Below are 22,375 nucleotides of genomic sequence, written 5' to 3' on the forward strand. Positions count from 1 at the left end.
GCGCCGAAGGCAGCGCGAAGTGCGGTGCCCAATGCGCAGGATTGGCACCCGCACTGCACGCGCGACGACACGGCGACGACCAGCAGGACGACACGCCCGATGGCACGATGAGATGCACGGCAACGTGCAGCGAATCGACGGCCATCATGGGCGGGATTCCAGCCAGACCGGATGCGCGACGCCGATCACGGCGGATGCGCTGACCGGCCCGAAATACCGGCTGTCGAACGACGCCGGATTGGTGACACTGAGCAGGAACAGCTCGCCAGGCCGAAGGCGGCGGCACTGCTGCCAGGATGGCAGCGGGCGGCCCCAGCGGTCGGCAGGCAGCACGGCGGCCGAAGGCACGCCGTTGATGCGGACGCTGCCGTCAGCGATGCACACCTCTTGCGGCGCCACCGCACCTAGCCGTCCTGCGTGCTGGGCTTGTTGCGCTTCTTGGAGTAGTCCTCCATGAACTTCTTGCACAACTCGGCCATCGTGGGCGCCTTGCGCGCCTCGGCCTTGGCGCCGCCGGGGTCGCCGCCCCGGCGAACCTCGGCCAGCCAGTCCTGTGCCTTGACTCGTGCCTGTTCGACGGTCAGCTCCCCGTACAGCCCCAGCGAGGGCTTGCGGGGCTGGCCGGAGTTCGTGCGGTACTGGAGCATGAACACCCGGCGGCCGGTCGGGGTAATCTTGCACAGGAAGCCAGGCACCACGGTATCCCGCAGTTCAACATCCTTGGCTTGGGGCTGGGCCGCCTCCACGGCGGTTTTGGTGAGCTTGATCTTTGCCATGATGACTCCTTGGAACGACCCGGATTCCAAGAGCCAGATAGGAGCGGCGCGAGGGAAAACCGGGTCAAGTTTCAGAAAGCACCGGCATATGATGGACGCGCGTAAGCTATTGATAAACCTGCTGTATCGAGCTACGGCGCAGTCCAGCGAACTACCGGGCTGGAGTCATCGTGAAACAAAAAAGCCGGCGCAATGTCTGGAATACATCCTTGTGCATGAGCTGACACATCTGTTGGAGCACCATCACAACGTGCGATTTACCGGGTTGCTTAACCAGCACTTGCCGCAATGGCGGACGCTGCGTGAGGAACTTAACGGATCGGTGCTGGCTGAGTTCTAGGCTGCTCGCTGCATCGCATGATCCCATTCATAACGTCAATTTCAGCCAATCAGATCGCCATGTCCCACCAGTGAGCAGCAGTGCAGGTTAGGAGAAAAAATGCGCGACTCGCTGATTGGCATACCAGCGCCCAATCGTAGGCATCTGATCCAGAAGGGTTTTTTGAATTCTCATCCTTGACGGAATTCTCCAGTTAGCTGACGTACGACAGGTGGCGATGGCAAAGCACGGCCATTACCACAAACTCAATTTAACATAATATAGATTATGCGAAACGCCGACCTTGCGCCTTAGGCGTTACACCACCAGATCACCTCCAGCTTTTCGCCTCGATATCTCCAAAGCGCTTCAGCTCTCAGGTGAATCCTTTGCCTGCGTATGCTGGCTGTTCGGCTGATTAGTTTCCGCATTCCGAAACGCCGAGCGAAATTCGCTGGGTTTGAGTCCGGTCTGCTTGCGAAAGAAACGGCTGAAGTATGCCGCGTCGTCGAACCCCAGGTCGCGGGCGATCTGCTGGATGTCGAGCGTGGTATACGCCAGCTGACGTTGTGCTTCGCGAACGACTCGCTCGTTGATGATCGCAGTCGGTGATTCACCCAGACCTTCGCGGGTGGCTCGGCCCAGTGTGGCTGGCGTGATTCCCAGCGCTTCGGCGTACAGACCAAGCGGCCAATGCTGTCTGAAATGCGTGTCGACCAACGCGCGAAACTGAATCAGCAGCTGGGACCGCCTGCCATTGGCTGGGCGAGCTATCGGCACTGGCTGTTCCAGCCGGACGACATGTACGAGCAGCGCGAGCAACAATGCGTGCCCCGCGGCGACATTGCCACGTTCCTGACTGTGCGCTTCCGCCTGGATCAGCTGGATCAGCGGCCATATCGGCTCTTCACCGTCTGCATCCCACGGCAGCGGCACCACTGCCGGACGTTGCATCAAGGCCAGCAGGTCGCTGGACAAAATCCGCGCCATCGACTCCTTCGCCCTCGCCACTTCGTACATAGACGATCTGCAACAGTGAGTCATGCTGATGCGGCTTGATTTCGCGCTGATGCATGTCGCCGCGTTCGTTGATCCATTCCAGATGCAACAGGTCCTGCCATACGGGCAATGCAGCCTGGCCGTACAAGGCGTAGTTGGGAATGCGTTTGCTCATGAATTCCTGCCGTGGTGCCGTATCCCGCGCGAAAAAATGCACTAATCGTCCTAGGGTCTGTTGCCGTTTCACATGGGCAACCATAGGAAGGCACAGGCCATGGCCACCACGCTTTCATAATTCCTCTTGAGCTTGTCGAATCGCGATGCCACCGCCCGGTAGTGCTTCAGTCGGGCGAAGGCGTTTTCCACCAGATGCCGATTGCGGTAAAGACCCCTGTCCAAATCCGCGTTGCCTTTCACAGAGTTACGCTTTCTCGGGATCACGGCCTTGGCCCCTTGTAGCTCAATCTGCTCTCGGATTCTCTCGCTGTCATAGCCCTTATCCGCGACGACGGTTTCTGCCCCTGGGAGCTTGGAAATCAACGCTGGGGCCTGCGTGCAGTCATTGATTTGGCCACCTGTGATTTCAAACTCGATGGGCAAGCCGTGGGCGTCCACTGCCAGGTGAATCTTGCTGGTATTGCCAGCTCGACTTTTCCCTATAGCCTCATCATTACTGCTGGCAGCACCTGCACTGTGCTGGTGAGCCTTGGCGTAGCTGCCATCGATGAACACCCACTCCATGTCGGGCTCCGCCACCAGCAGCTTGAAGACCTTGAGCCATTTGCCGGCAGCGGACCAGGCATTGAAGCGTTTATAGACCTTGTTCCAGTTCCCGAACGCCTTGGGCAGGTCTCTCCAGGGGCATCCCGTGCGCATGCGGTACAGCATGCCCTCCACAGTCATTCGTAGATCACGCTTGTTGTAGATGGCCTTGTGCAGCAGAATTTCCCGCAGCTTCGACCAATGCTCATCGCTGAGCAGTAATCGGGGCATTGCAAACTCGTATCGATGTTGGGTCAGAGCTTCAAAGATACGAGTTTGCTCTTATAGATCAATGAGTTACCGCAAAACGGCAACAGACCCTAGTGGTTGTTCAGTCTGTCATACGTCTTTGACGTTAAATGTAACCATCTGTGTTGCAGCGTGACGGCCGCGCCCTCTCCCGCCTCTGGCCCACGCCCCAAAAAACGAACTCTATGAATATGCCAACCTGGCGCGAATGGCTGTTTTCGGCCAAGGCGCTGATTGCCGCCCTGCTTGCGCTGTACATCGCTCTGGCGATACCGCTGGAAAACCCTTACTGGGCCATGGCCTCGGTTTACGTCGTGTCGCATCCGTTGTCCGGGGCGACACGTTCGAAGGCGATCTATCGCGCGCTGGGTACGCTGCTCGGTGCAGCCGCATCGGTCGTGCTTCTGCCAACGTTCGCTCAGCAACCGGTGATGCTGAGCCTGGCGATCTCGTTGTGGATTGGCGCCCTGCTCTTTCTCTCATTGCTGGACCGCTCGCCACGCAGCTACATCTTTCTACTCGCCGCCTATACGGTGCCGCTGATCAGTCTCGCCGAGGTCAATCACCCAGCGACCATCTTCGATGTCGCCCTGGCGCGTTCCGAGGAAATTCTGCTCGGTATCGTCTGCGCCAGCGTGGTGAACGCCGTGCTGTTTCCCAGCCGCATCGCGCCGACTCTCGCGGCGAAGATGCACCTGCTGTTGCGAGATGGGCGCGGTGCCGTCAGTCGGATGCTCAACCCAGCACCTGGGCGAAGTCGACCAGCGTGCGCTGAATGCGCTGCTGGTGGATGTAATGGGGTTGGACGCGATGATCAGCCATCTGAGCCACGACAGCGGCAGTCATCTCTCCACCGTTCATGCTCGCGAATTTCGCGCGCGGATGGCGATGTTGATGCCCCAGCTAATCTCCACCGCGGACTCGCTGCACCGGCTTCAAACCGAGCTACAGCGGGTCATGCCGAGATGAAGGGAAAATTCACTCACTTCGCTCGTAACGTGTTGATGCCAAGAGAATTTACCAAATAGACCGCACAGCCTCTGATCGTGGACTATCTTTTCTGACTCCTCAGAAAAGGAGTTCCTATGGCTTCATTAGAGCGTACGGCGTATCCCACTCTGCCAAAGGCGTATTCAAAAGCTGAGCTGCAGCGAGATTTTTCGTTCTCAGATGATGAGATTAAATGGGTACGAAGCAAGTCCAAGGCCCCTTTTCACCTCAATCTCGCCGTTCTCCTCAAGACCTTTCAGGTGCTCCGGTATTTTCCTGATATCACCGACGTACCTGATCAACTGGTGGATTTCATTCGCGGAGAGTTGGGTCAGCGTAGCAAGGTGAAACTCGCGGAATACAAGTGGTTCCAGCAATATCGCCACATGAACGCGATCCGAGTTCGCCTCGGTGTGACGGCATTCTACGGCTCTGATGCTGTCGAGCTCGCCGAGCGGCATGCCAAAGCAATGTCGCTTGTGCTTGACCAGCGCGCTGACATCATCAATTCCGTGATTGAAGAACTGATCCGCCAGGATTATGAGCTCCCTGCGTATTCGACCCTGAATGATCTCGCTGAGCGGATTCATGCCGAGTCCCAAGAGGCAATATTCAATCTCGTAGTAACCAGAACGCCAGTCGAGGTGATCCACAAGCTAAAGGATTTGCTCGACACTGACTTCGGGCGACGCCAGAGCGACTTCAATGCGCTGAAACAGGCACCCAAGAAGCCATCTCGCAAGCACCTAGAGGTGCTGATCGACCATCTGGCTTGGCTAGAGAGCTTCGGGGATCTGGGTACCATTTTTGAAGGAATAGTCGACACCAAGATCCGCCATTTTGCTGCCCAAGCCGCGGCATCGGACGTCGCGGAGTTGAAGGACTGCTTACTGCCGAAGCGCTACACGCTGATGCTGGCCTTAATCTACCGCATGCGCGTGCGGACCCGGGATCACTTGGCCGAGATGTTCATCCGACGGATTTCGACGATCCATAAACGCGCCAAGGAGGAGTTGGAGCAAATCCAGGCGCGGCAACGCCAGAAGCTGGAGCAATTGGCGGCGACCCTTGATGGCGTGGTGCAGATTCTGGTCCAAGAACCGGATGACCAGGAGGCTGGCAGTCTAATTCGGGAATACCTCTCCCCCGGTGGCAATCTGGATCGGTTGCGTGAGACTTGCGCCGAAGTACAGGCTACCGGCGGTAATAACTACCTGCCGCTGATCTGGAAGCACTTCAAGTCACATCGCTCGTTATTGTTCCGTCTAAGCCACCTTCTTCAACTGGAGCCCACGACTCAGGATCGATCGCTGGTTCAGGCTCTTCAACTGATACAGGACAGCGAGAATCTACACCGCGAATGGATCGACGAGCACGTCGACTTGTCGTTTGCGTCGGAGCGCTGGGTCAAGGTCGTTCGTCGTCCTGCCAGTGAGGGACCACCGACCAACCGGCGCTATTTAGAAGTCTGCGTGTTCTCCTACCTGGCCAGCGAGCTGCGATCGGGTGACATGTGTGTACAGGGGTCGGAATCCTTCGCCGACTACCGCAAGCAGTTGCTGCCCTGGGAAGAATGCCTGCAGCGACTACCGGCCTACTGCGAAAAGGTCGGGCTGCCAGGCACGGCGAAGGAGTTTGTTGCCTCCCTCAAGACCCAGCTGGAGGAAACCGCGCAACAACTGGACGACAAATTCCCATCTTGCCGAGGAGACGTATCGATTAACGAAGCCGGAGAACCGGTGTTGCGCCGAGTAACGGCGCGGGACATCCCACCTTCGGCCATCTCACTACAGACGGCGCTTATGCAGCGCATGCCGGCTAGGCACGTGCTCGACATCATGGCCAACATCGAGCATTGGATTCAGTTCACGCGGCATTTCGGTCCCATGTCCGGTAACGAGTCGAAGCTCAAAGAGCCTGCCGAGCGCTATCTGATGACCATCTTCGCCATGGGCTGCAATCTCGGCCCCAACCAGGCCGCGCGGCATCTGGCCGGTAATGTCACGCCACACATGCTGTCCTATACGAATCGCCGCCACCTATCATTGGAGAAGCTGGACAAGGCTAACCGCGAGCTGGTGGAACTCTATCTGCAGCTTGATCTGCCTAAGATCTGGGGAGATGGCAAAGCGGTGGCAGCGGATGGCACACAGTTCGACTTCTATGATGACAACCTGCTGGCCGGCTATCACTTCCGCTACCGCAAGATGGGTGCCGTGGCCTATCGGCACGTGGCCAACAACTACATCGCTGTGTTCCAGCATTTCATCCCACCTGGCATCTGGGAGGCGATCTACGTAATTGAGGGGCTGCTTAAGGCTGATCTGAGTGTCGAGGCAGACACTGTGTATTCAGATACTCAAGGGCAATCGGCGACAGTCTTTGCCTTCACCCATCTGCTGGGCATCAACCTGATGCCGCGTATACGCAACTGGCGTGACCTGGTGATGTGCCGGCCGGATCGCGGCGCGTCTTACAAGCATATCAACCGCCTGTTCACCGACACTGCAGACTGGCACTTGATCGAAACTCACTGGCAGGATCTGATGCAGGTCGCGCTGTCCATCCAGGCCGGCAAAATCTCCTCGCCTATGCTGCTGCGAAAACTCGGCTCCTACAGCCGCCGCAACAAGCTCTACCACGCCGCCCAGGCACTGGGCAGCGTGATCCGCACGATCTTCCTGCTCAACTGGATCGGCAGCCGTGAGCTGCGCCAGGAAGTGACCGCCAACACCAACAAGATCGAGTCCTACAATGGTTTCTCGAAGTGGCTTTCTTTCGGTGGCGACGTGATTGCCGAAAACGATCCGGACGAACAGCAAAAACGTCTGCGCTACAACGACATGGTGGCCTCATCGGTGATCCTGCAGAACACTGTAGATATGATGCGCATCCTGCAGAAATTGGCCCGAGAGGATTGGCAGTTCACCGACGAGGACGTGTCCTTCCTCAGCCCCTACCTGACCAGCAACGTCAAGCGCTTCGGCGAATTCAACCTCAAGCTAAACCGGCCACCGGAGCCCTGGATCAAGGACTCGGTGTTCCAACAAGCTGCCGGCTCGCTGCGGGTGATCAGACCTAGCCAGCTAGATACCGAGAAAACGCCATGATCAACATTCCTCCCGCATCCTTCCGCCTTACACCGTACGGCGAAGTGGACGCCGTGGCGTTGGAAAACCTGCGCGACAGCTTCGACACCTCTCAACTGCTCCGGCTGGTTGATCGATTGGACGTCTGCTTGGTGGAACTGGGTGGAATCACCTCCATTCGCGACGAGCTGCTGAGATTGCATGCGATGGCTCTGACGATAGTTGAGGGCATCGCTCTTACGGTGCCTGCCGAGAGTGCTTGTATCTGGGCAGAAGCCGAATCTCTACAAATGGATCTTGAGGCGCTGGTTTCCTGGGCTCGTGCTGCTCAGCTCCTCATTGCGCCGCTGATCGACCTTGCACCAAACCACGGTCCATGAGCGCTCTGGCCTATTTCGACCAGGCTCACCTGTTCCTGACCATGGCTGGAATCGCCCGTAAGTAGATCAATTCACCAATCAGTTCTATGAGTGTCTGAGTGATCACAGCCGCCGCGGCCAGCGCGCGAATGGACTCCGGGAGCGCTAGGGCCAGGGGAAGCACTACAAGCGAGTTGCGAGTGCCTGAGCTAAAGGCCACTGCCCGTGCGGCAGAAGCCTCCAAGCCAAATAGCCGGGAGCTGAGTACGCCGAGGGCCGGAGCGAGTAGTAGAAACGCTCCGTATACCGGAAGCAACGGCGCCAGGATGTCGAGTTGGTACACGACAGCCGCGATCTGCGAACCCACCACCACGATTAGAACCAGGGCCATTGCAGGCACTGGCAGCCAGGCCCAACCTGCGCTCCATGCGCGAAGCAGCAGAGATCGGCGTCCGCCAAATTCGGTGAGCACAGCCGCTACCAAGGGTAGGACGATCAGCAACAGGAAGGCTTCTGCGAAGGGCCACAGCTCGATCACTGTGCCGGCTTCGGGGCCAAGGATTAGCCGCAAGTAGAGGGGCAGCAGCAGAAGCTGGAGCAACAGCAGCAATGGCGTCGCCGCGAGCACCAGACGAGAGTCCCCTTTGCCCAGGTGGGTGAAGACCACCACGTAATCGATACAAGGCGTTAGCAGGACAAGCAGCGCGCCGACCAACAAGGCCTTGTTCGATGAGAGCGGCCACGTCACCAGCCACACCATCAATGGCACCAATAGGAAGTTGGCCAGCAACAGGGCACCGACGAAGCGGTGGTTGGCAAAAGCTTCTCGCAGCTCCAAAAAAGGAATCTGCAGAAACATGGCATACATCAGCACGGCAATCGCCGGTGTGATGGCCATGGCCGTCAGTCCGGTGAATTGCGCAGAGCTCAAACCTGCAATGGCAGCGGCCACCACCGCCGCGAAATAAAATGCTATCTGGTGTTCTTCCAGCCAGTCCCGCGACATCTGATATCTTCCCTTGTTGCGCAAGGGCGACATTCTCCCACTGGCATCGGATTTAACCCAGCGTTGAGGCTGGTTGCTTTTCGCTTTGCCGTTGGGCGAAGTCCGCAACGGTCCTAACAAGTCCTGCCGATAAGAGGATGCATGATGTTTCGAAATAACTGGATGGCGGGTCTGAGGCAAGTGCTCGCCATCGCCAGGAGTTAACCGCAATGAATCCTCAACCTCCAAGCATGACCTGGAATCTGCTGCTGCTAACCTGGCTGGTCGCACTGGTATCGACGCTGTCCGCGCTGTTCATTGGTGAGGTGATGGGCCAGGCACCCTGCGTGTTGTGCTGGTTCCAGCGTGCCTTCATGTTTCCGCTGGCGGTGATCCTGGCCATCGCCTGCTACCGCTCGGATTTTACAGTCTGGCGTTATGCCCTACCGCTGACCGTTATCGGTGCGGCGCTGGCATTTGTTCACACGCTGCTCTATGCCGGGCTGATTCCACAGCCGATCCAGCCCTGCACGGCCACCGGTCCATCCTGCTCAGGCGCCGGAATGACCCTCTTCGGCGTGGTGCCCCTGCCGGCACTCGCCTTGTTCGCCTTTATCCTGATCGCCATCCTGCTCATTCTCATCCGTCGGAGAACAACTCCATGAATCGCCGTTCCGTGGTCCTGATCATCAGTGTCGTGATCCTGGCCGTCTTTGCTGCCGCCGCATTCTTCTATTCCCCCTCGCAGTCGCCTCAACAGGCCCAGGCTCCCGGTTCGACCGCCCAAGAGACCGGGACACAACCCAAACAGAACGGCGGCCAATTGGTTCGCTTCCACTCACCAGTGTTCGGTCCGGCGCAGGCTCCAGTGACCATCGTCGAATTCTTCGATCCTTCGTGCGAGGCATGCCGCGCCTTCCACCCCTATGTGAAGCAGATCCTCGCCGAGAACCCGGAAGATGTACGTCTGGTGCTGCGCTATGTACTGTTCCATCAGGGTTCGGAAGAAGTGGCGCGGATGCTTGAGGCGGCGCGTAAGCAAAATCTCCATGAAAAAGTGCTGGAGGCTGTGCTGGAGGCCCAACCCGGTTGGCACGACGACCCCAAGGTAACGCAGGCATGGGCTGCTGCAGAGCGCGTCGGTTTGAACTTGGAACAGGCCCGCCAGGACATGCATACGCCTGGCGTCAACGCCGTGCTGGAAACGGACATGCAGGACGTTAAGGCCGTTGGGGTTCGTGGCACGCCGACTTTTTTTGTCAATGGTCGTGCGCTCAGCGAGTTTGGCCCGGAGCCGCTGCGCCAGTTGGTGAGCAGCGAAGTGGCCAAGGCACGGGAATGACACTATGAGCGCGCTGGAAAACCGCGTGCCACCGCTGCTCGTGGCAGGCCTGATCGCTGTGCTGATGGGTTTGTCGGGAACCAAATTGCCGGGTTTCGAACTGGCATGGACCGCGCGCCTGACCTTCGCTTTGCCGGTACTGCTCCTGGGGCTCGGCGTGTGCCTCGCCGGCGTCCTGTCGTTTCGCCGCGCGCGTACTACGGTTAATCCATTGCAGCCGCAGCAGGCTTCGGCATTAGTGGAGGCTGGCATCTACCGGTACAGCCGCAACCCCATGTACTTAGGCTTTGCCATTATCCTGGCGGCTTGGGCGCTGGTCTTGGCTTCGCCTCTAACCCTGCTTGGCGTGGTTGCTTTCGTGCTGTACATGAACCGTTTCCAGATCACACCCGAAGAGTGGGCGCTGGAAGCACTGTTCGGCGAATCATTCGCCCGCTACCGTGCACGAGTCCGCCGCTGGCTCTGAGCGTCGGCGGCGGTAGCGACTGGCGGGGCTTACTCGTCGCGGCAGCCTGCTGAAGGTGCCACGACCTAGCCTGATCTCCTCGTGGCGAGCTACTTTGGCCACATGCCGTTAGCATTTCTAAGGTCAAGGGCATAGCGCCAACGAGTGACGCACGCGAATTCGCTCCGTTGATATCGAGCTAACTGTCAGGTGACAGCGGTAAAAGCAAAGCAGGCTTATGCTTCGCTGCGATGATTGTCGGCCTGCCTGGTGTCGATACAAACACTGCCGTCTAGCTCCATTTCAAGTGTCGAGTGGCTGACTTTGAATTGCTCATGGAGTACTCGTTTTAAATCGGTCTTCACTCGTTCGATATCAGGCAGACTAGCCTTCTTTATGACAACGTGGGCTTCCAATGCAATTGTATGTTCCGCGATTTCCCAAACATGTACGTGGTGAACACTCTCAACATCGTCTACTTGCTCCATGACGTTGATTATATCGGCGATGGAAACTCCTTCTGGTGCGCCCTCCATCAACAAGTGAATGGTTTTAGGCAGCATGCTAAAGCCCTGCCAGAGCACGTAACCAGCAATCATCAATGTCACTACAGTATCCGTCCAGTACCAGCCGTACAGAAGAATCAATGTCCCGGCGACAACAACGCCGACGGAGGCTAGTGCATCCGATACATTATGCAGGAATGCCGCCTTTATATTCATGCTGTCCTTAGACATTGTGTAGGTGAGCAAGGCCGTGGCGATATCTACAATCAAGGCTATTCCCGCCACCACGACCACTGTCCAACCCTCAATAGGCTGAGGGGAATATAACCGACCTATAGCCTCGTAAATAAGGTAGAGACCGATGATAATCAACGAGACCAAGTTGATTAAGGCCGCTATGGTTTCACTGCGTCGGTAGCCGAAGGTTTTAAAAGCATCCGGCGGCCTGCGACCGATCTTACGCGCGATTAGCGCAATAACCAGTGATGCGGCATCGCTCAAATTATGTAGCGCGTCAGCTATAAGCGATAAGCTGCCAGAAAGTATTCCTCCAACAACTTGTGCCAGAGTTAACGCAGCATTAACGCCAATGGCAGCGATTAAACGCTTATCGCCTATGGCTTCGGTGTTATGGTTATGTTCGTGGGCCATTGGTTTTTACCGCTCCTAAAAAATAAAGTAAGACAAGGGTAGGAAAACCAAACGACCGCCCATAATAGCTAATTAGGCAATACTAGTGCCTATACCATCTGGCCTTCCAAACCACACTGACAGAAATGCGACCACTCTCAAGCGAGTTCGTGCATTATCGTCTGAAACTTGCCGATAACTGGCCGATCCCTCTCAAACGTTAAACGACGTTGCTCGCTAATGATAGATGATACGGCGTCAATCCGAGGATGACAAAATTGTAATCTTCCAATCATTCTTTTCGTAGGATAGGCCCTTGCAGATTGGTGCGCCTCGGTGCTGACATGACGAAGCAAGGCGCTCATGTCACCGCGCAATGGAAGCATTACATTTCAATAATGTAATGCTTGGCTCATGCTGCTGTTAGCTTCAATCACGCAAAATTCATTCGAACCTGCAGGGCTCAGCGAGAAAGCTCAGCAAGCCACCTTTGAATTTAGCGAGGACTGCCCTATGAATCTGTTGAAAGCTATTGTTGTTGGTTTGGTAATTTTCGGCTCCGCATCGTCTTATGCAGGAGATGGATACGACCGTTCAATGAAATTTAATGAAAAATTCCGAGCAGATCAAAAGCGAATTCACGGAACCGAATCCGCCGAAAAAAAAGCAAACGAGTTGAAGGTTAATGATATTCGCCAAGATCAGAACAACACGGAAATTAAGAAAGAAACCAAAGCTGACTAACCGCTTCATATCTGAACGATATTCGCCTCCGGCAGCTTCCAAGCTCCTTTGGAAGCAGTTGCACTCTAAGCGCCTTCGGGGCGCTTTTTTGTTTCCATAACTTGCCCGCAACATCGCTACCAGCGAATCGCCCTTGATTTATAAAAGCCGTTTCGTTTAAGTCAGGCCGCCATCGCCTGATCTGTTGTTATTAGCCTTCGCAAGGAGCATATCGAGTGAGCTGAACAGACGCTGGTGGCCTACCCCGCATCCATGTCGGGGGTCGTCATCTCAGCGGTCTCGCGGTTCGTGCATGATTGAAGGTGTCAGCTCGGTCTTGTACAGCCTGCTGATCATTCCAGCCAGGGCGTTGTCGTAGCTATCGCCCCTTGCTGCCAACCAGGGCAGGTCAGCCGCTGCTCGCATAATCCTTCGTCAGCTCACCTTGGGTGAAAGCCATCAGGTCGAGGAGGCGTATGTAGCGCAGGTCATAGCACTTAGCGCGAGCAAGTTTCTTATTTACCGCTTAGATGCATCAGACCTGCGCCACCAAGGCTGTACTGCCCGCTGCGCCGCTAATGAACTTAGCGCTCCGATAATCAACACGCCCCGTTCTTGCTTGCTAGCAAGAACGGGGCGTTGTGTACCGCCATCCGATATCTAGCTCGTTCTGTCGGCGGCTAGCGCGATTTCTTGCTCCTCCAATTCGTCTTCGCGCCGATGAGCCATCTGGTAGAGCAACGGCAAAACTAATAGCGTTAGCACCGTTGAGGAGAGAATTCCCCCGATTACCACTGTCGCAAGGGGACGTTGTACCTCTGCACCGGTACCCACATTCAAGGCCATCGGAACGAACCCGAGTGAAGCCACCAGGGCCGTCATCAATACCGGTCTTAGCCGGGTAAGAGCGCCTTCGCGGATAGCAGTGTCCAAAGGTAGACCTTGCTCCCGTAAGCTACGGATGAAGGAGATCATTACCAAGCCATTAAGAACGGCGACGCCTGACAGAGCAATAAAGCCAACTCCTGCTGAAATGGACAATGGGATATCTCTCAGCCACAGCGCAACAATGCCTCCGGTGAGCGCAAATGGAATCCCTGTAAAGACCAACAAGCCGTCTTTGACATTGTTGAACATCATGAAAAGCAGAATGAAGACGAGGAGCAGCGCCACGGGGACGACAATCTGCAGCCGCTTCGTTGCTGATTCAAGCTGCTCAAATGTACCGCCCCAGTCGATCCAATAACCTGCCGGAATATCTATCTGGGCCTGGATTTTCTGTTCTGCCTCGGATACGAATGATCCAATGTCCCGATCACGGACATTTGCACTAACGACAATTCGCCGTTTCCCTTCCTCTCTACTGATCTGATTCGGGCCGGGGGCCAAATCTAGCGTGGCCACCTCGCCGAGGGGGATATAACTCATGGCGCTGTTTAATTCCCTTGGAAGGGCAATTGGAAGCCTCTCAATTGCGGCGAGATCGCTGCGTATCTCGTCCGGTAAACGAACCACGATATCGAAACGCCGATCTCCTTGAAACAAGGTGCCGGCCTCTCGGCCACCGATAGCTACTGCAACCGCTTGCTGGACGGTATCTAGACTCAGGCCGTATCGTGCGATCTGATCGCGATCGATATCAATCGTGAGCATAGGAAGGCCAGTCGTTTGCTCGACCGTAACCTCGGAGGCGCCTGGTACTTGTCCTAGCACCTCGGACACTTCCGCCGCCGTGCTGTTAAGAACCTCCATGTCATCACCATAGATTTTCACGGCTACAGCGGCACGAACACCGGAAATCAACTCGTTGAAACGCAGCTGAATAGGCTGGGAAAACTCGTAGTTATTGCCCGGTAACTCAGCGGCGGATGCTTGGACCTCGCTTAAGAGTTCGTCGCGCGGCTTGCCTGAATCCGGCCACTGTTCTTGAGGTTTCAGCATGACGTAGCCGTCGGAAATGTTTGGTGGCATGGCATCGGATGCCACCTCCGCAGTGCCAGTACGCGCAAAAATCCGCTCGATCTCTGGAAACTCTTCCATAAGCTTTCGTTCCAGCTGCTGCTGCATCTCTAAAGACTGACTAAGACTGGTAGCCGGTACACGAAGAGCTTGGATAGCGAAGTCTCCTTCATTGAGGCTAGGCACGAACTCACTACCCATACGTGCCCCTACGAGGCCGGAAAGTACAACTGCAACTACGGCAAAGGTGAGCACTACTGGCTTGTTGGCCATCACCGCATCGAATGCAGGTGCGTAGGCCCGTTTAGCATTGCGGATTAGAAAGTTTTCCTTCTCTGTAACACGCTTGCCGATAAAGAGCGCAACGGCTGCCGGGACGAACGTCACCGAGAGAATCATCGCTCCGAATAGCGCTGTCACTACGGTAAACGCCATGGGCGTGAACATCTTACCTTCTACCCCTGTAAGGGCGAATATCGGCAGATATACGATCATAATGATCAGCTGCCCATAGAGAAGAGGCCGACGCACTTCCTTTGCCGCAGCGAACACTTCATGAAGCCGTTCGGACAGCGTTAATGCCCGCCCGTGATGGGACTGAGCGTGAGCAAGTCGACGCACGCAGTTCTCAACAATCACCACGGCACCATCGATGATGATGCCGAAATCCAATGCGCCTAAGCTCATCAGGTTGGCGCTGACCTCGTTGGCTACCATGCCGGTGAACGTAAAGAGCATCGCCAGCGGTATAACAAGTGCGGTTAGGATCGCCGCCCGAATATTACCCAAGAAGAGAAAAAGTATAACCACAACAAGAATGGCACCCTCAGTGAGGTTCTTCTTAACGGTGGATATAGCTTTGTCTACGAGTACAGTTCTATCGTAGACAGTAATCGCCTTTACGCCCTCTGGAAGCGAAAGGTTTATCTCTTTCATCTTGTCATCGACAGCCCTAGAAACTACCCGGCTATTTTCACCGATAAGCATGAAAGCCGTACCTAGCACCACTTCGCGGCCATTCTCGGTGGCTGCGCCAGTGCGGAGCTCCTTTCCAACCTCGACCGTCGCAACGTCGCGGATACGTACTGGGGTACCGTCAACGTTGCTAATAAGGGTATTGCGGATGTCCTCTACTGACTGCATTTGTCCTGGAGCACGAACAAGATACTGCTCGCCTCGTTTTTCAATATACCCGGCACCTAGATTGTTATTGTTTTGCTCAACCGCCTCGATCAGATCTTGTAGTGTTAGTCCAAACGACCGCAACGTGTCTGGGTTGGGGGCGATCTGATATTCCTTTGCATATCCTCCGATCGTATTGATCTCAGTAACACCTGGCACATTACGGACTTGCGGTTTGATGATCCAATCTTGAATCTCACGCAAGTCAGTAGGGGTATAAGGCGTACCGTCCGATTTGGCGGCACCTTCCTCAGCTTCAACCGTCCAAAAATAGATTTCGCCAAGCCCTGTGGAAATAGGGCCAAGTGTTGGAGTGGCGCCTTCAGGAAGCTGATCTTTGGCTCCACCCAGGCGCTCATTTACAAGCTGGCGGGCAAAATAGATGTTAGTGCCTTCCTCAAAAATAACTGTGATTTGAGACAGGCCATATCGAGACAAGGAACGGGTCTGCTCGAGCTTGGGCAACCCGGCCATTACCGTCTCGAGCGGGTAGGTAATACGCTGTTCCACTTCCAACGGCGAATAACCTGGCGCCGCAGTGTTGATTTGCACCTGTACGTTGGTGATATCAGGGACAGCATCGATAGGCAGCTTTTGGTAGCTGTAAGCTCCTAACGCTGCCATGCCAAGTACGGCTAGCAAAACCAGCCAACGATGCTCTATAGAAAAACGAATGATACGTTCGAACACGATTCTATAACTCCGTATCAGTGAGCATGCGAGGCGCTGGCTTTGCCAAGCTCGGACTTGATGATGAAGCTGTTATCCAAGGCATAGCGCGCTCCGGGCTGGAGGCCTTCCTTGATTTCAACCGCTTCACTATCGCTGCGACCAGTCACGATTGGCTGAGCGGCGAAGCCATGATCGGTCCGTACAAACACCACCGGACTATCTTCCAATGTGTGGATCGCATCGGGCTTAACTGCAACCGGCACGGACGCTCCGCCAGAGCCTACCCGCACTTTGACGAACAGGCCGGGGCGCCAAACACCTTCCGGGTTGGGAAGCGTGACCCGGGCGGTAGCGGCGCGGCTTTGCTGACCAACAAGTGAGCCGACATAAGAAACGGTGCCATTGGCACTGGACTCGAATGCTGTGGCTTCGATAACCGCGTTGCTGCCGACTCGTACCGCGCTGAGTGCATTGGCAGGAACGCTGATATCTGCCCAAACGGTAGAAAGATCGGAAATGATGAATATCTGGTCATCGGTATTGACTGACTCACCGAGAGTGATGTCCTTCTCAACGATCATCCCATCGAACGGCGCCCTGAGTTCGTAGCGGCTCAATGCGTCTGGCTTGCCAGCATCACTGCCAAGCGCTTGTAGCTGTGCTTTTGCATTCGCAACAGTCAGCTCTGCTTCCCGTAGAGCCTGTTGTGCCTGTAAATAATCCTGTTCTGCGGAAATACGCTCTTCCCACAGCTCCTTTTCGCGTCGATAGGTTTTCTGAGCCAATGCAAGACGTTTTTGTGCCGCGTAGAGCTCGCTTCTACGTTCCGACAGGTCAGTACTCGCGATCACAGCGAGTACTTGCCCCTGTTTCACCTGTTCGCCCAAATCGACTTTGACCGCTTCAACGACGCCTGAGAGACGAGGCACAACTTGCGCTGTGCGATCCTGGTTAAACGTAATTTCACCTGGCAGCTCGATTGCGCTTTGTATCTGTGCAGGCTGAGCGGTTGCCAGCGAGATGCCCGCGGCTAGGATTTGTGTCTCTGAGAGTTCTACCTCTGCTGCTTCGGCGTGCGCTGCTCCCTCAGGACCATCGTCATGCTCATCTTTCTCTGCCGCACCGACCTCGTGATCGCTATCGGCGCCTCCTTCATCATGGCCATGATCTCCTTCTCCTTCTGCTTCTGCTTCTGCTTCTGCTTCTGCATCCTCATCCGAATGCCCTTCATCCTCATGCTCCGATTCGTCACCATGCTCGCTATGTGCGTCGCCCGCATCGGGCACAGTTGGACTACTGCGAAGAAGCAATCCGCCAAGCATAAGTGCCACGCTTAATATGACGACGATCCAAAAAATCTGCTTCTTGTGACCAGCCAAGGAAGATGTATTCGATTTACTTTTCATATGGATTCCTTATGGCTGAGTGGCCGAGGTGATAACGGCCGACCCATCGCCGACGATTCGGGCGATTTCCGCCGCCGCCTGGTTAGCTTGCGAGAGCGCAGACAGATACTGAGAGCGGGCTTGGAAAAGCGTGCGTTGAGCATCCAGTACGTCAAGGAAGGTGAACTTTCCTAGTTCAAACCCCTTGCTGGCAGCTTCATAAGCGCTTTGGGCACTGGGGAGCATGTCGTTGCGCAACAGTTCGAACTGCTGGCGAGCAGTGCGCAGCCGCATGTGCGCTTGGGAAAGTTCGCTTTTCAGGCGTATATGGACGGCGTTAAGCTCGTCCTGCGCCTGGTAGGCCCGTTCCTGTGCTGCTCCGATGTTGCCTTGGTTTCGATCAAACAACGGCAGGGGCATCGAGATACTCACCAGTCCCAGCGTGCCGTTATATTCATCTGAGCGTTGGGCACCTACGCTAACCGTCACGTTAGAAAAGCGATTCGTCCTTTCCAGCTCCAACGCAGCCCGACGTCTTTCAGCCTCCCGACGCGCGCGGGTTAGTTGGGCGGAATCGTTCAAACGGCTATAAAGCTCAGCTAGCTCGGGAAGAGGAGGCACTGCCTCTACCGGCTCTTTTACTCGCTCAAAGCGTGGCTGTGGATTTCCCCAGTTGGCCGCCAGCCGAGTGCGCGCAGCTTCGAGTTCAGCTGTGGCCTGGGCAAGCTCTACTTGCACTCCAGTAGCCGCAACCCGCGCCCGGGTTTCCTCTACGGGAGAGACCATGCCGGCCCTCACACGTCGATTGGCAACGTTCACAGCTTGCTTCGCAAGCTTTGAAGCAGCCTGAGCGAGGTCCAGCCGTTCTTGAGCAGTAAGCACATCGTAGTATGCACCCATCACTGCCCCCCTCAGTCGAGCTTGGGCGTCCTGTAGGTCGGCGGCCGCTACGTCCATGGCGCGTTGCGCTGCCTCAATACGAGCCGAACGTTTACCACCCAGCTCTATTTCTTGGCTCAGCTCAAGCGTCGTCTCGGGGGCATCACCTCGGATTCCCTCCTGGCTAGCGGACAATATTGGATTCGGACGTGCTCCGGCTTGGCTAATCAATGCGCGAGAAGCAGCCAGCTCACGTCTTGCAGCAGCCAGTTCAGGGCTTGCAGAGCTAGCGAGCTCCAAGGCGCGTAGAAAGCTTATGGAGTCGACAGACTCAACGGGGAAGGTATTTGACACACTGACAGGTAAGGTCTGTGTGAAGGTCGGCAACTCTAAAGGCTGCGCATAGGCGAGGTTGCACGACAACATCGACAACCCCAGCGGTAAAAGAACTTTTCGCACCGAAATCTCCTAGAAAAGGGAAGGTTCGGTGAGACGTCAGATACAGATAAATGGCGTCCTACTGGTTAATCTGGCGTCTCACCGGCTTTGCACCGATGCGCCAATTAGGTTTCTCAGGACGCCCCGCTTCAGCCGATGCGTAGCTAGCAGAAGAAAACGGTTTCAAGCTTATTGATAATACCGAACCGGGAGAAATCCCTTTCCTTATAAGCGGCTTGATATGGTCGCCATGAAAGACACAGTCTCCATCCAGACTGATTTTTTTTGCGGCTTTTGACGATCCTTCCTCGTCAGCACCCAGAGACTCGTGCGAATGTTCGTGATGTCCAAGATGATTTGCTGCCGAACCATCCTCATGTCTGCAGTTCGTGCTAACAACTGCCCATGATGATTGCAATGGGAACAGGGCTAGCAACAACAGCAGAACTATTTTTCTCATCCAAGGCAAAACGATGACTTCCTGGTTTAGATGTCGAATCCAATCATAGAGCTACCCCCGCCAAGACGCGGAACACAGCGCCGCTACTGCGACAGTGATTCGTCCTGAGTTTAGGACACAATACACGAAAGCGTTGGCGGCGGCAAAAACTGAGTGCAACACCTGACCTTTCCGGTACGGTGCTGCCCCCATGTCTTATACCGAACTCAGCGTTGAAGAGCGCGCCACCATTCAAATCGGTCATGCCCAAGGTTTCAGCCTGCGTGGGATTGCCTGCTTGATCAACCGATCCCCTTCGACCATCAGCCGGGAGCTGCGCCGCAATCGAGATGCCTGTGGTGGCTACTCGGCCCGTGTAGCCCAACAGCAGATGCAAGCCCGCCGCCAGGTGTGTCGACCGATGCGAAAGCTGTTGCCGGGTAGCGAGCGCTTTGAGCTGGTGGTTCATATGCTGCGTGAGCGTTTGTCTCCCGAGCAGATTGCCGGCAAGCTGCGCAGCATGAACATTCCCAGCCTCAGAGAGGCCTACGTCTGTCGTGAGACGATCTATAACGCGATCTATGCCCTGCCGGTCGGTGAACTGCGCAAGGAGCTGATCATCTGCCTGCGCCAAAGCAAGACGACGCGCAGGCCGCGCTCTGGCGGTGTGGATCGGCGCGGTCAGATCCCTGAGATGGTCAGTATTCATGTACGTCCGCCGGAGATCGAAGACCGGCTGATGCCAGGGCATTGGGAAGGCGACCTGATCAAGGGCAAGGCCAACGCCTCGTCTGTAGGTACGCTGGTGGAGCGCACCAGTGGCTACCTGATGCTGGTGAAGATGAACGACGCGACGGCGACCTCGGCGATGGAAGGCTTCAGTGCAGCGCTCAATGGCATGCCGCTGGCGATGCGCAAGAGCATGACCTACGACCAGGGCCGAGAAATGGCGCGGCATGCTGAAATCACTCAGCAGACCGGGGTGGCCATTTACTTCTGCGACCCGCACAGCCCTTGGCAGCGCGGCAGCAACGAAAACATCAATGGCTTGATCCGCCAGTACCTGCCCAAAGGCACAGACCTGTCGGTACACAGCCAGGAAGAACTGGATGCCATCGCACTGCAACTGAACATGCGCCCACGTAAGCGCTTCGACTTCAAATGCCCAATTGAAGTTATGGGCAAAGTGATGCAGGAAGCCATGGCTATGCGGCATGATGCGCCTGCTTCAATTCAATAACCGTGTTGCACTCAGCTCCTGCAACCGCCGTTTTTATCTGCCTCGCCAAGCCGGGGAGATAACTGATGGCCATGGGGCTGACTTTAAAGAAGAGTGGATAACGACCGCGTGACCGCAACATTACAAATCTGTAATCGAGGATATGCGCGATTGCTTGCCTCTCAGATAACAAAATAGTAATTTGCCGCTAATCCTGCGGTCATCTGCAGGGAAGAACTTGCCTAAGCGCTAAAAAAAAGCGAAAGGCGTCATTTGAGCACTGACCTGCCGTACACCAGGAGCATCATCATGAGCAAAATGGCCGTTTTTTCACTAACAGCCCTTTCACTGGCATTGGGCAGCGCCCCGGTCTTTGCCCAATCGGAAACAGCGGAGGGCTTCATCGAAGGCAGCACGCTATCGCTGATAAATCGCAACTATTATTTCAATCGAGATTTTCGCGACGGTGAGAGTGCGACCGGCAATGGCTACTCTGAGGAGTGGGCGCACGGATTAATGGCCTTCTTCGAGTCCGGATATACTCAAGGCTCGGTGGGGGTCGGTGTCGACGCCTTCGCCATGCTCGGTCTCAAGCTCGATTCTGGATCAGGACGTTCCGGTGCTGGCGGAAGCGTCGATCTTCTCCCCTACAATAGCGCCGGCGATGCCGAGGATGACTTTTCTCGAGTGGGAGGGGCCGTGAAAGCACGGTTCTTGGACACCGAGATTAAAGCTGGTGATGTGTTCCCCACTACTCCCGTCGTGCACTTTGGTGACGCACGGCTGCTGCCGGAGTCTTTCAAGGGGTTCACCGTTGTGAACAACTCGCTGGACAGTCTTACGCTTGCGGCCGGGCGCCTACACGCGATGAGCCAGCCCAATACCAGCAACACGAACGATGACTTCGTCACGTTTTATGGCGGTGCCGTCGACGCCCCTTGGCTCGGCTACGCAGGCGGCGACTATAGCGTCAACGAAAATCTCAGTCTTAGCCTGTATACCAGCCGCCTTAAAGATGCATGGAATCAGCATTACTTTGGTGTATCGGCCACTTACCCGCTTTCTGATGTCGTCGCGCTGCTGGGCACCTTCAACTACTACAAGGCAACCGATGAAGGCCGCGAGCTGTTGGGCGAACTCAACAACAACATATGGAGCTCCAGCCTGGGTGTCGCCTTCGGCGCGCACACCGTCACGGCGTCGTATCAGCGAAACAACGGTAACAACGACTTTGACTACCTGCGCCAGGCGGACTCGATCTACCTGAACAACTCCATCCAGTACAGTGATTTCAACTCACCTAAAGAACAGTCCTGGATGCTGCGCTACGACCTGAACATGGCGGGGTACGGCATACCTGGGCTTACTTTCATGACCCGCTACGCCCGCGGTTGGGGCGCCGATTACAGCAACGCGAACGAGGTGTACATGCGCCAAGACGATAACGGTGCGCCGCTGACCGGACAGAACCGCTGGGAACGCGACGTCGAAGCCCGCTACGTTGTACAGACTGGCTCTCTCAAGGATTTGTCTCTGCGGGTGCGCCAGGCTACCACGCGGGCGACTGCTTTCGAGTCCGACCTCGATGAGGTCCGATTCATCGCCGAGTACCCTCTCTCGATCTTGTGAAACACCATGAGCAACACCACATCTTCTTTAGTTTGCTCCCTTGGTTTGAAGATGTGTTTCAGGCGCCCATCAGGGCGCCTTTTTTCGTTTGGTGCACCCGCTCGCGCTGCGGGTCAACCAAATGACCGGTAGATTACAAATTCGCAAGATAGCCCTCACAGGGCTTTTACCGCGTTAAAGTGCTTCCCGCTTCCCTGGGCAGATCTTTTCGCCTCTGCCTTTCACGCTAGAGCCAAGCCGCTTTCGTCTTGACCTAGTTACTACATGGATTATTTTTGGTTCATCGCGCTTTCCCGGGGAAGGCAGCCTTGATTTTCAGGAAAAAGTATTCCGAGTCCCGAAAACCATAGGCCATACGCTTGATCACCTTGATGCGGTTGTTGACGCCCTCAAGGACGC

At 55.8% G+C, this 22,375-nt stretch carries 16 protein-coding genes and 4 pseudogenes; 10 read left to right on the plus strand and 10 right to left on the minus strand.

Annotated features, from left to right (window positions below; genetic code table 11):
* Positions 1-144 precede the first annotated feature (144 nt).
* Both IEG05_RS19150 and IEG05_RS19155 read right to left on the minus strand, forming a co-directional pair.
* Positions 145-411: pseudogene (locus tag IEG05_RS19150) on the minus strand (S26 family signal peptidase); the annotation flags it as partial.
* Positions 408-776: pseudogene (locus IEG05_RS19155) on the minus strand (Arm DNA-binding domain-containing protein); the annotation flags it as partial. The pseudogenes IEG05_RS19155 and IEG05_RS19150, both read right to left, overlap by 4 nt.
* On the opposite strand from IEG05_RS19155, the gene IEG05_RS19160 reads away from it, so the two are divergent.
* Entirely contained in the window at positions 757-1,116 is a 360-nt protein-coding gene (locus tag IEG05_RS19160) for a YgjP-like metallopeptidase domain-containing protein (RefSeq protein WP_234175060.1), read from the plus strand. The pseudogene IEG05_RS19155 and the gene IEG05_RS19160 overlap by 20 nt on opposite strands.
* 348 nt (positions 1,117-1,464) lie before the next feature.
* Here the strand turns inward: IEG05_RS19160 and IEG05_RS19165 are convergent.
* Both IEG05_RS19165 and IEG05_RS19170 read right to left on the minus strand, forming a co-directional pair.
* Positions 1,465-2,269: pseudogene (locus IEG05_RS19165) on the minus strand (helix-turn-helix domain-containing protein).
* A gap of 68 nt (positions 2,270-2,337) precedes the next feature.
* A complete protein-coding gene (locus tag IEG05_RS19170) occupies positions 2,338-3,087 on the minus strand; it encodes an IS5 family transposase (RefSeq protein ID WP_191122547.1) in 750 nt (249 codons plus the stop codon).
* A 203-nt stretch (positions 3,088-3,290) separates the two neighbouring features.
* Between IEG05_RS19170 and IEG05_RS19175 the strand changes: the two are divergent.
* From IEG05_RS19175 to tnpC, 3 genes and pseudogenes are all read left to right on the plus strand, one after another.
* A pseudogene (locus tag IEG05_RS19175) lies at positions 3,291-4,068 on the plus strand (FUSC family protein); the annotation flags it as partial.
* A 122-nt stretch (positions 4,069-4,190) separates the two neighbouring features.
* Complete coding sequence (locus tag IEG05_RS19180; protein ID WP_041013792.1) at positions 4,191-7,205, plus strand: Tn3 family transposase; 3,015 nt, start codon at positions 4,191-4,193, stop codon at positions 7,203-7,205.
* Positions 7,202-7,564, plus strand: coding sequence for a Tn3 family transposase post-transcriptional regulator TnpC (tnpC, locus tag IEG05_RS19185; protein WP_041013793.1), 363 nt, complete (start codon positions 7,202-7,204; stop codon positions 7,562-7,564). The genes IEG05_RS19180 and tnpC overlap by 4 nt, the downstream gene beginning before the upstream one ends.
* A 25-nt stretch (positions 7,565-7,589) precedes the next feature.
* Here the strand turns inward: tnpC and IEG05_RS19190 are convergent, their stop codons facing one another.
* On the minus strand, positions 7,590-8,549 hold the full coding sequence (locus IEG05_RS19190) for an arsenic resistance protein (protein ID WP_041013794.1): 960 nt from the start codon (positions 8,547-8,549) through the stop codon (positions 7,590-7,592).
* A 209-nt stretch (positions 8,550-8,758) separates the two neighbouring features.
* Between IEG05_RS19190 and IEG05_RS19195 the strand changes: the two genes are divergently transcribed.
* From IEG05_RS19195 to IEG05_RS19205, 3 genes are read left to right on the plus strand one after another with little or no spacing between them, the layout of a single operon-like run.
* Entirely contained in the window at positions 8,759-9,193 is a 435-nt protein-coding gene (locus tag IEG05_RS19195) for a disulfide bond formation protein B (RefSeq protein WP_173425615.1), read from the plus strand.
* A complete protein-coding gene (locus IEG05_RS19200; RefSeq protein ID WP_041013796.1) occupies positions 9,190-9,870 on the plus strand; it encodes a DsbA family protein in 681 nt (226 codons plus the stop codon). Before IEG05_RS19195 ends, IEG05_RS19200 begins: the two co-directional genes overlap by 4 nt.
* A gap of 4 nt (positions 9,871-9,874) precedes the next feature.
* Complete coding sequence (locus tag IEG05_RS19205) at positions 9,875-10,336, plus strand: methyltransferase family protein (RefSeq protein WP_041013797.1); 462 nt, start codon at positions 9,875-9,877, stop codon at positions 10,334-10,336.
* 215 nt (positions 10,337-10,551) lie between these two features.
* Here the strand turns inward: IEG05_RS19205 and IEG05_RS19210 are convergent, their stop codons facing one another.
* Entirely contained in the window at positions 10,552-11,472 is a 921-nt protein-coding gene (locus IEG05_RS19210) for a cation diffusion facilitator family transporter (RefSeq protein ID WP_003463565.1), read from the minus strand.
* Positions 11,473-11,865: 393 nt separating this feature from the next.
* Between IEG05_RS19210 and IEG05_RS19215 the strand changes: the two genes are divergently transcribed.
* On the plus strand, positions 11,866-12,195 hold the full coding sequence (locus IEG05_RS19215; protein WP_080950630.1) for a hypothetical protein: 330 nt from the start codon (positions 11,866-11,868) through the stop codon (positions 12,193-12,195).
* Positions 12,196-12,834: 639 nt separating this feature from the next.
* On the opposite strand, the gene IEG05_RS19220 is transcribed toward IEG05_RS19215, so the two are convergent.
* Genes IEG05_RS19220 through IEG05_RS19230 form a run of 3 tightly spaced genes read right to left on the minus strand, consistent with a single transcriptional unit; the run spans position 12,835 to position 18,710 of the window.
* Complete coding sequence (locus IEG05_RS19220) at positions 12,835-16,005, minus strand: efflux RND transporter permease subunit (protein ID WP_046622387.1); 3,171 nt, start codon at positions 16,003-16,005, stop codon at positions 12,835-12,837.
* Between the two features lie 17 nt (positions 16,006-16,022).
* Positions 16,023-17,393, minus strand: coding sequence for an efflux RND transporter periplasmic adaptor subunit (locus tag IEG05_RS19225; RefSeq protein ID WP_046622389.1), 1,371 nt, complete (start codon positions 17,391-17,393; stop codon positions 16,023-16,025).
* 9 nt (positions 17,394-17,402) lie between these two features.
* Positions 17,403-18,710 carry a TolC family protein gene (locus IEG05_RS19230; protein WP_046622390.1) on the minus strand — a complete coding sequence of 436 codons (1,308 nt, stop codon included), beginning with the start codon at positions 18,708-18,710 and terminating at the stop codon, positions 17,403-17,405.
* Between the two features lie 629 nt (positions 18,711-19,339).
* Between IEG05_RS19230 and IEG05_RS19235 the strand changes: the two genes are divergently transcribed.
* Complete coding sequence (locus IEG05_RS19235; RefSeq protein ID WP_038661402.1) at positions 19,340-20,368, plus strand: IS30 family transposase; 1,029 nt, start codon at positions 19,340-19,342, stop codon at positions 20,366-20,368.
* Positions 20,369-20,656: 288 nt separating this feature from the next.
* Entirely contained in the window at positions 20,657-21,976 is a 1,320-nt protein-coding gene (locus IEG05_RS19240) for an OprD family porin (protein WP_046622394.1), read from the plus strand.
* Between the two features lie 280 nt (positions 21,977-22,256).
* Here the strand turns inward: IEG05_RS19240 and IEG05_RS19245 are convergent.
* Positions 22,257-22,375: transposase (locus IEG05_RS19245; RefSeq protein WP_135960837.1), on the minus strand; the 119-nt coding region annotated here is incomplete at its 5' end.

Origin of the sequence: Stutzerimonas kunmingensis (genome assembly GCF_014764705.1) — a bacterium.
Taxonomy (GTDB): domain Bacteria; phylum Pseudomonadota; class Gammaproteobacteria; order Pseudomonadales; family Pseudomonadaceae; genus Stutzerimonas.